Here is an 8,393-nt window from a genome sequence, read left to right on the forward strand (position 1 = left end):
CGGGCGGGTGGAGGAAAGCCCGAAGGGTGGCCGCATGGATGCGGCCAGTTTTTCGACAGGACAGGGATGTCCTGTCGAAAAACCCCGTAACCCGCACGCGCACCTGGAGGGCCAAAGGCCCGGAAGGCGCGTCATCCGGGGGGCCCTTTCTTTTGGTTACTTTTCTTTGGGCAAGCAAAGAAAAGTAACCCGGCCTCCGGCAGGAGGGCGGAAGCCCGCGGCAGGCGAGCCAGATCGCCGTATCGCTAAAACCAAACACCGAGGCTCTGGATGACCAGCCATTCGGCTGTTGAAGAGCGCTTCCGGCCTAAGCCGGGATGACGATCAAAAGAACCCAGCCTGCGCAGGACAACGAGCAAGAACCGGGGGTGTGCGTGTGGACGGGACGAAAGCGTCAGCCCCCCCAACTAGCGATCCCCTCCCCTCCGCGCCATCATGTCCCCCTCCCCCACCCGCCCGGCCCAAACACCGCCAGGCGCCGCCGCCCGGAGTCACCATGCACGACCGTCTCGCCTCGCTCTATCCCCAGCACCTCGCCACGCTGCGCGACCGTGCCGACAAAGCGCTAACCCTGGGCGGCGGATTCGACCACTTGGTAATCGCCGCAGGGACGCCGCTGCGCAAGTTTCTGGACGACCAGGACTACCCTTTCGTCGCCAACCCGCTTTTCCGCCACTGGCTGCCGCTCACGGACACGCCGGGTAGCTGGATCGTCTATACGCCGGGGCAGAAGCCCAAGCTGATCTTCCTGCAGCCCAAGGATTACTGGCACGTCGTGCCGGCCGCCCCGAGTGGCTACTGGGTGGAACACTTCGATATCGAGATCGTGCGCGAAGCGACCGACGCCGTGGCGCTGCTGCCGGATGCCAAGACCCGTCGCGCCATCCTGGGGCCCGAGTGTCCGAGCGTGCCCGGCGCCGAGGCGAACAACCCGCAGGCGGTGCTCGACTACCTGCACTGGCACCGCTCCTACAAGACCCCTTATGAACTGGAACTGATGCGCGAAGCAAGCCGCATCGGCGCGCGTGCTCATCACGCTGCAGAGCAGGCGTTCCGCGCTGGCGAAAGCGAATTTGGCATCCACCTCGCCTATCTCGCCGCCACGCGCCAGAACGAYGCCGAGCTGCCTTATTCGAGCATCGTGGGTCTCAATGAGCACGGCGCCGTGCTGCATTACACGCACTTCGATCGCCAGCCGCCGGCACAGAGCCGCTCCTTCCTGATCGATGCCGGCGCCAGCGCCGCGGGTTACGCCAGCGACATCACGCGCACGTACGCCGCGAAAGGCCATGCCGAATTTCAGGCGCTGATCGACAGCGTCGATGTAGCGCAGCGGGGTTTTGCCGCGAAGGTGCGCGCGGGCCAGAGCTATCCGGAACTACATATCCACGCGCATCACGTGCTGGCCGAGGTACTGCGCGAGCACGGCATCGTGCGCATGAGCGCGGACAGCGCCGTGACTTCGGGCGTCACGTCGGCGTTCTTCCCGCATGGCCTGGGTCACCCCATTGGCCTGCAGGTGCACGATGTCGCCGGTTTCCAGGCGTCCGAAACCGGCGGCACGATCGCCCGCCCGCAAGGCCATCCTTATCTGCGCATGACGCGTGTGCTCGAAGCGGGCATGGTGGTCACGATCGAGCCAGGCCTGTACTTCATCGACATGCTGCTGGAAGAACTGCGCGCCAAGCCGGTGGCCAGCGACATCGACTGGGCGCGCGTGGAACGCTTCCGTCCCTACGGCGGCATCCGGATCGAAGACGACGTGGTCTGCACCGACGCCGACCCCGAGAACCTCACCCGCGATGCCTTCGCACTGATCGGCTGACGTTTTCACCGGTTGCCAGGGCCCGCCACGCGATGGCGGGCCCTGCTGAAGCTGCCTGCATCAAGACACCGCCCGCGCCATGCGGCACGGCGTCTCGGCGGCGATTCGCCGCTGCGGCAACCCTCCGCACGACAACTTCACATGGGTTGCGTATGCTCGCCTCAAGGTACAGCTAGGGGCTTGCTGCATGTCCATGCCGTCCGCCGAACCGGTCATGCCGGTGTCGGTTCCCGTCGACTTGCCAAAGCCGCCGCTGCGTCGCCTGGCGCGCAAGCTGATTGTGTTGGTGCTCGCCAAGATCGTGTTCATTTCCCTGGTCTGGTGGGCGGTCGCAGCGCATTACGCACGCCCTGATACCCGTCCCGCCGCCATCGAGCACCTGCTCGCGCCGGCGTCCTCTTCTTCCTCATCGCAAGCAGGCAGCCCATGATCATCGATCCCGAGGTCGTCACGCTCTCACGCCTGCAGTTCGCGCTGACTGCGCTCTATCACTTCCTGTTCGTACCGCTCACGCTCGGCCTTGTGTGGATGCTGGCCATCATGGAAGCCGTCTACGTGATGACCGGGCGCGAAGTCTGGAAGCGCATGGTGCAGTTCTGGGGCGTGCTGTTCGGCATCAACTTCGCCATGGGCGTCGCCACCGGCGTCACCATGGAGTTCCAGTTCGGCATGAACTGGGCGTATTACGCGCACTACGTGGGCGATGTCTTCGGCACGCCGCTGGCCATCGAAGGCCTGATGGCGTTCTTCCTGGAAGCGACCCTGGTCGGCCTGTTCTTCGTGGGCTGGGACCGCATGTCGCGCATGGCGCACCTGCTCACCACCTGGTTCCTCGCGTTTGCCACCAACCTCTCCGCGCTATGGATCCTGATCGCCAATGGCTGGATGCAGAATCCGGTGGGTTCGGCGTTCAACGTGCAGACCATGCGCATGGAGGTGACTTCGTTTAGCGAGGTGATGTTCAACCCGGTGGCGCAGGCCAAGTTCGTGCACACGGTGAGTGCCGGCTACGTCATCGGTTCGATGTTCGTGCTCTCCATCAGCGCCTGGTATCTGCTGCGCGGTCGCAACGTGGATTTTGCCAAGCGCTCGATGACGGTGGCGGCGAGTTTTGGACTGGCCGCGGCGCTCTCTGTGGTGGTGCTGGGCGATGAGTCCGGTTACGCCGTATCGGAAAACCAGAAGATGAAGATGGCCGCCATCGAGGCCATGTGGGAAACCGAACCAGCACCCGCATCGTTCACCTTGTTTGGCCTGCCGGATGTGGAGAACCACACCACCCACTACGCCCTGCGCATTCCGTGGGTGATGGGCTTGATCGGCACGCGTTCGATCGACAAACCGATCCCCGGCATCGTCAACCTGGTGGAAGACACCAAGGGCCGCATCAACACCGGCATCCAGGCCTATGACGCGATGCTGGTCCTGCGCGACGACAAGAACAACGCGCAGGCCCAGGCCATCCTCACAGCCCACGACAAAGACATGGGCTACGCCCTGCTGCTCAAGCGCTTCATGGACGACCCGCGCAAGGCGACGCCGGCGGATATCCAGAAGGCGGCGGAAAGCACCATTCCGAATGTGCCGGTGTTGTTCTGGTCGTTCCGCATCATGGTCGGCCTGGGCTTCTATTTCATTGTACTGTTCGCGTTCTCGTTCTGGCAGGCGAGCAAGCGCCAGCTCGACAAGCGTCGCTGGTATCTGAAGCTCGCGCTATGGAGCCTGCCACTGCCATGGATTTCCACCGAGCTGGGTTGGATCGTGGCCGAATACGGGCGCCAGCCATGGGCGATCGAAGGCGTACTGCCGACTGCGCTGGGCGTGTCCAGCGTCACCACGGGACAGGTGTGGACCTCGCTGGGCGGCTTCGTGCTGTTCTACAGCGTGCTGGCCATCATCGACGCCGTGCTGATGGTGAAGTACGCGAAGAAGGGGCCGGATGGCCTTGGCTTGTGGCCACCGTCCGAACCCGTGCCGCCCATCACCAACGTTGCCGCCCACGCAGGCGCCTGAGGAGAACGTCATGTTCGACTATGAAACGCTACGCGTGATCTGGTGGGCCTTGCTCGGCGTCTTGCTGATCGGCTTCGCCATCATGGATGGCTTTGACTTCGGCATCGCCGCGCTGCTGCGCGTGCTGGGCAAGACCGAAGACGAACGACTGGTGATGCTGGAAACCATCGAGCCCACCTGGGAAGGCAATCAGGTGTGGTTCGTGCTCGGCGGCGGTGCGGCTTTTGCCGCGTGGCCGCAGCTGTATGCGGTGTCGTTCTCGGGCATGTACCTGGCGATCTTCCTGGTGCTGCTCGCGCTGATCTTGCGGCCGGTGGGCTTCAACTTCCGCGGGAAGGTGCACGATCCGCGCTGGCGTACGCTGTGGGATGGCGTGCTGACGACGTCGGGCATCGTGGTGATGCTGATTTCCGGCGTGGCCTTCGGCAACTTGTTCCTGGGCGCACCGTTCCAGTTCGACAACGACTTGCGCATGACCTGGCACGGCAGCTTCTTCGAGCTGCTGCATCCCTTCGCGCTGATGGCCGGTCTCGTCTCGCTGAGCATGCTGCTGGCGCACGGCGCCTGCTGGGCGGCCTACAAGGCCGACCATGTGGTCGCTGATCGTGCGGTGCGCGTCGCGCGCTGGGCCACGCTGGCCTATGTAGTGGTCTACGTCGCGGCCGGCATCTGGCTCGCTTACGGCGTGGCGGGTTACGCGATCGTGGGTCCGGTGGTGACCGACGGCGTGTCCAATCCCCTGTTCAAGCAGGTTGCGCACGGCAGCAGCTGGTTTGCCAGCTACCTGCAGCATCCCTCGTTCTGGCTCGCCCCGGTGGTTGCTTTCGCCGGCGCGATCGGCGTGCAGCTCACGGTCGGCAAGAAGGGCTTGGGCGGCTTCCTGTGCAGCAGCCTGATGGTGGCGGGCACGATACTTTCCGCCGGCTTCGCGCTGTTTCCGTTCCTGCTGCCTTCTCGGCTGGATCCGCGTTCCAGCCTTACCGTGTGGGATGCCTCGTCGAGCAAGGGCACGCTGGGCCTGATGCTGGCGATGACGCTGATCTTCATGCCGCTGATCATCATCTACACCAGCTGGGTGTACCACGTGATGCGCGGTCGCGTGACGCTGGAGCACGTGCGCCATTCCGGCAGCACTTACTGAGAGAGGAACGACGCCATGTGGTATTTCTCCTGGATGCTCGGCCTTGGCCTTGCCTGCGCGTTCGGCATCCTCAACGCGATGTGGTACGAAGTGCATGCAGACGATGAGGCGCATCAGCGCAAGGAGCCGCGTCCGGCCGGAAAGTGAGGAAGTGATTCTATGGTGGGAGCGCACCCTGTGCGCGACTGCGTCGAGGTTGCATGCCGCGGCAGTCGCGCACAGGGTGCGCTCCCACAGAGGTAGGTCGGTCAACGCGAGGCCAGCAAGGCCTCGATCTCATCCGCATCCTTGGGCACGTCACGCGTCAGCACGTCATTGCCTTCCTTGACCACCGCCACATCGTCTTCGATGCGGATGCCGATGCCGCGCCAGCGCTCGGCCACGGTGAAATCGCCCGGCGGCACGTAAATGCCCGGCTCCACCGTCACCACCATGCCGGGTTCGAGCACGCGGGGCTCGCCATCGACGCGGTAGTCGCCCACGTCATGCACGTCCAGGCCCAGCCAGTGGCCTGTTTTAGCCGGAAAGAAGCGCTTGTAGCTCCCTTCGGCGATGGCGTCGTCGGCCGAACCCTTGAGCAGACCCAGCGCGCACAAGCCTTCGCAGATCACCCGCACGGCGGCTTCGTGCGCTGCATTGAACGCGCGCCCCGGCAGCACTTCGTCGATCGCCGCCAGCTGCGCCGCCAGCACCACTTCGTACAGCGCCCGCTGTTCGCGGCTGTAACGACCGCTGATGGGAAAGGTGCGGGTGATGTCGGAGGCATAGCAGTCCACTTCGGCGCCCGCATCCACCAGCAACAGATCCCCATCGCGCAACACGGCGCGGTTGGCGGTGTAGTGCATCACGCAGGCATTGGCGCCGCTGGCCACGATGGGCGGAAAGGCGGGAACCGCGCCGTGACGGCGCATCACGCGGAGAATTTCCGCCTCGACTTCGTATTCATGGCGCCCGGCGATCGCCGCATGCATCGCCGCCCGATGTGCCTCGGCCGCGATGTTGGCGGACGAACGCATCAGCTTCAGCTCGCCACGCGATTTGTACAGGCGAAGATCGTGCAGCAGGTGCCCCAGCGCGACGAATTCCTTCGGCACCACACCGCCGCCGCGCAACTGGCGCAGGCGACGCATCCAGCCCAGCAGGTGGGCATCGAACTCCGGCTCGCGGCCGAAATGGCAGTACACGCGCGCCCTGCCCTCGATCATGCCGGGCAGGATGTCGTCGATATCGTCGATGGGAAACGCGTCGTCCATGCCGTGCTCACTGACGGCGCGGTCGGTGCCGATGGACTCGCCATGCCAGCGCTCATGTTCTTCATCGCGCTCGCGACAGAACAGCACGGCCTCCCCGTGCTTTCGCCCCGGCATCAGGGCGAGCACCGCTTCAGGCTCGGGGAAACCCGAGAGATAGTGCAGGTCCGAGTCCTGGCGGTAGGGCCAGTTGGCGTCCGCATTGCGCACCCGCTCAGGTGCGGCGGCAACCAGCACCACCGCGTCATCGCCCGCCATGCGCATCAACTGGCGGCGGCGACGGGCGTATTCCTCGGACGACATGGTCAATGCACGGTGTCGCTGTTCGGGCCGCGATTGGAACATTCGGCAAACAACAGCATCGCGCCAAGGCGCACGAATTCATGCACTTCGATCAGCGAATCCTCGTCCTCGGCTTCATCGCCGAACTCGAACGACGAGGCCGCGATGGTGCCCAGGTCCTTGAGGATTTCCTGTGCCTCTTCGGACAACTTGCTGTGCGTTTCCGCACCAGCCAGGCCGAAGCCGCCGAGAAACCCGCGACACCAGTCGACCAGGGCGTCGGCCCGTTCGGTCAAGGGACGATCGTCGGCCGGCAACATCGGCTCGAAGCCCAGTTCCGGATCGGCCAGCTCAGCCTGGGTCTGCTTGACCAGGCGATCGAGCACGCCCTGATCACCGGCCGACGGGGTGGCCGCTTCGGCATCCAGGTGCAGTGCTTCGACCAGCGACTGGCGCCCGATCCGACCGCCTCCCGCCAGGAAACCGCATAGCGATCCATGCAGGCCGCTGGCGTCTTCCGCCAGCTGCAGACGGGCGGCGGCAGCGTCCAGTTCGTCGTAGCCGATCAGCTCGTTCGCACTCATGGCCTGGTTCCTCTTCAAGACAAGCGGGCAGTTTAATGCACTGGTTCCCGAAACGTCCTTGAGCCTGCTGCTTTGGCCAGACCTCCTGCTATAGTTCCGGCCCATGAGCGCGCCCGATTCCGTCAAGCCAGATCCTGTCAAGCACGAGCTTGCCGTACTCGGCGAGCAGGTCGATCGCCTGATCGACGCGGTACGCCGTCTTACGGAAGAAAACCGTAGCCTGCGTCACAGCCAGGAACAACTGGCCAGCGAGCGGGCCGGTCTGATGGCGCGCAACGAACAGGCGCGCAGCCGCGTCGAAGCAATGATCCAGCGACTGAAGGCGCTTGAGAGCAATGGCTGAGAGCAGCGTGGGTACCACCGCCAACGAACCGGTCGCCCTGCGGCTGGTGGATCGCGAATTCCTGATCGCCTGCGCGCCGGAAGAGCGCGAAGGGCTGCTGGAATCGGCCGCCTACCTCGATCGCAAGATGCGCGAATTGCGTGCCAACGCCAAGGCGCCAGGCTTCGATCGTCTCGCCGTACTTGCCGCCATCAGCGTCACCCATGAGTTCCTTGCGCTGCGCAAGCAGCACACTGGCTCTGATCAGAGCGTGACTGACGGTATTACTGCACTGCGTCGCAAGCTTGAAGCGGCACTCGACGGCACCATAAAATAGTCACGGCGTTATCTGCGGTGTGCGCCAGCACACTCTTACATTTGCCTTGTTCCTAAATACGGCCCCGGGTCGGCTTTTCATCGGTTGTTGTGCATGTCCGCCGCGTGCGGAAAGCCTCGAGACCATGTCGCCCTCCCACCTGATCCATCGTGGATCAAGGTCGTTCGGTGGGCAGCGGCATCGCGGTTAACGCCACCTATTCCTTAACTTACGGCGCCCTTGGGCGCCGTAAGTTCGAAAGGCCACTCGCTCGCACCGCAGGAGACGCGAACGTGGACGCCAACGCCCAGCGACGCGAACTACGCCGGCAACTGGCCGAACAGCGCCGGGCCCTGGCGCCGGTCCAGCGCATCGCCGCCGCCCAGGGGCTGCGCCGCAGCCTCGATCAGCTTCCCGAATACCTCACCGACGCCCGCGTCGCCGGTTATTGGGCCCACGACGGCGAACTGCCGCTCAATCTGATCATTCCGCCGCTGGCGACGCGGGGACAGCAATTCCTGCTGCCGGTGATCGGTCCGAATCATCAGTTGCGGTTTGCACCGTGGCAGTCGGGCGAACCCGTCCAGCCCAATCGTTTCGGCATTCCCGAACCCGCCGAGCCGAAGGAACTGCTGGAACCCTTCCAGCTCGACCTTGTAC

At 64.4% G+C, this 8,393-nt stretch carries 10 protein-coding genes and 1 other RNA gene; 9 read left to right on the forward strand and 2 right to left on the reverse strand.

What is annotated here, in order from left to right; all coding sequences use genetic code 11:
* Window positions 1–496 precede the first annotated feature (496 nt).
* From pepQ to cydX, 5 genes are all read left to right on the forward strand, one after another.
* Window positions 497–1,825, forward strand: a complete 1,329-nt coding sequence (gene pepQ, locus AC1DMG_RS17245) for a Xaa-Pro dipeptidase (protein WP_477175048.1) — start codon at window positions 497–499, stop codon at window positions 1,823–1,825.
* Window positions 1,826–2,012: 187 nt separating this feature from the next.
* Complete coding sequence (locus AC1DMG_RS17250) at window positions 2,013–2,255, forward strand: hypothetical protein (protein ID WP_477175049.1); 243 nt, start codon at window positions 2,013–2,015, stop codon at window positions 2,253–2,255.
* Window positions 2,252–3,838 (forward strand): cytochrome ubiquinol oxidase subunit I, encoded by a 1,587-nt coding sequence (locus tag AC1DMG_RS17255; RefSeq protein WP_441605639.1) that lies wholly within the window; start codon window positions 2,252–2,254, stop codon window positions 3,836–3,838. Before AC1DMG_RS17250 ends, AC1DMG_RS17255 begins: the two co-directional genes overlap by 4 nt.
* 10 nt (window positions 3,839–3,848) lie before the next feature.
* Window positions 3,849–4,979: a cytochrome d ubiquinol oxidase subunit II gene (gene cydB, locus AC1DMG_RS17260; protein WP_441605640.1), complete on the forward strand. Its 1,131-nt coding sequence runs from the start codon at window positions 3,849–3,851 to the stop codon at window positions 4,977–4,979.
* Between the two features lie 15 nt (window positions 4,980–4,994).
* Complete coding sequence (cydX, locus tag AC1DMG_RS17265; protein WP_121882642.1) at window positions 4,995–5,126, forward strand: cytochrome bd-I oxidase subunit CydX; 132 nt, start codon at window positions 4,995–4,997, stop codon at window positions 5,124–5,126.
* A gap of 101 nt (window positions 5,127–5,227) precedes the next feature.
* Here cydX and AC1DMG_RS17270 read toward each other — a convergent pair whose 3' ends face one another.
* Together AC1DMG_RS17270 and AC1DMG_RS17275 are read right to left on the reverse strand one after the other, a co-directional pair.
* Complete coding sequence (locus AC1DMG_RS17270) at window positions 5,228–6,532, reverse strand: aminopeptidase P N-terminal domain-containing protein (protein ID WP_477175050.1); 1,305 nt, start codon at window positions 6,530–6,532, stop codon at window positions 5,228–5,230.
* Between the two features lie 2 nt (window positions 6,533–6,534).
* Complete coding sequence (locus AC1DMG_RS17275) at window positions 6,535–7,095, reverse strand: UPF0149 family protein (protein WP_441605642.1); 561 nt, start codon at window positions 7,093–7,095, stop codon at window positions 6,535–6,537.
* A 103-nt stretch (window positions 7,096–7,198) separates the two neighbouring features.
* Here AC1DMG_RS17275 and AC1DMG_RS17280 point away from each other — a divergent pair, with 103 nt between their 5' ends.
* The 4 genes from AC1DMG_RS17280 to AC1DMG_RS17295 form a co-directional block, all read left to right on the forward strand.
* Entirely contained in the window at window positions 7,199–7,438 is a 240-nt protein-coding gene (locus AC1DMG_RS17280; RefSeq protein ID WP_441605643.1) for a TIGR02449 family protein, read from the forward strand.
* Window positions 7,431–7,754 (forward strand): cell division protein ZapA, encoded by a 324-nt coding sequence (locus tag AC1DMG_RS17285; protein WP_441605644.1) that lies wholly within the window; start codon window positions 7,431–7,433, stop codon window positions 7,752–7,754. Before AC1DMG_RS17280 ends, AC1DMG_RS17285 begins: the two co-directional genes overlap by 8 nt.
* A gap of 6 nt (window positions 7,755–7,760) precedes the next feature.
* A non-coding RNA gene (gene ssrS, locus AC1DMG_RS17290) (6S RNA) lies at window positions 7,761–7,947 on the forward strand.
* Between the two features lie 79 nt (window positions 7,948–8,026).
* Window positions 8,027–8,393, forward strand: a 367-nt coding sequence (locus tag AC1DMG_RS17295) for a 5-formyltetrahydrofolate cyclo-ligase (RefSeq protein ID WP_477180827.1), incomplete at its 3' end; no start/stop codon positions are given.

It is taken from the genome of Dyella sp. 01N36 (genome assembly GCF_056399745.1).

What these genes read in the sequence shown, in the direction of transcription:
- AC1DMG_RS17280 (WP_441605643.1), top strand. Translation starts at nt 7,199, where the DNA reads ATGAGCGCGCCCGATTCCGTCAAGCCAGATCCTGTCAAGCACGAGCTT.
- cydB (WP_441605640.1), top strand. Translation starts at nt 3,849, where the DNA reads ATGTTCGACTATGAAACGCTACGCGTGATCTGGTGGGCCTTGCTCGGC.
- cydX (WP_121882642.1), top strand. Translation starts at nt 4,995, where the DNA reads ATGTGGTATTTCTCCTGGATGCTCGGCCTTGGCCTTGCCTGCGCGTTC.
- AC1DMG_RS17270 (WP_477175050.1), bottom strand. Translation starts at nt 6,532, where the DNA reads ATGTCGTCCGAGGAATACGCCCGTCGCCGCCGCCAGTTGATGCGCATG.
- AC1DMG_RS17250 (WP_477175049.1), top strand. Translation starts at nt 2,013, where the DNA reads ATGTCCATGCCGTCCGCCGAACCGGTCATGCCGGTGTCGGTTCCCGTC.
- AC1DMG_RS17275 (WP_441605642.1), bottom strand. Translation starts at nt 7,095, where the DNA reads ATGAGTGCGAACGAGCTGATCGGCTACGACGAACTGGACGCTGCCGCC.
- AC1DMG_RS17255 (WP_441605639.1), top strand. Translation starts at nt 2,252, where the DNA reads ATGATCATCGATCCCGAGGTCGTCACGCTCTCACGCCTGCAGTTCGCG.
- AC1DMG_RS17285 (WP_441605644.1), top strand. Translation starts at nt 7,431, where the DNA reads ATGGCTGAGAGCAGCGTGGGTACCACCGCCAACGAACCGGTCGCCCTG.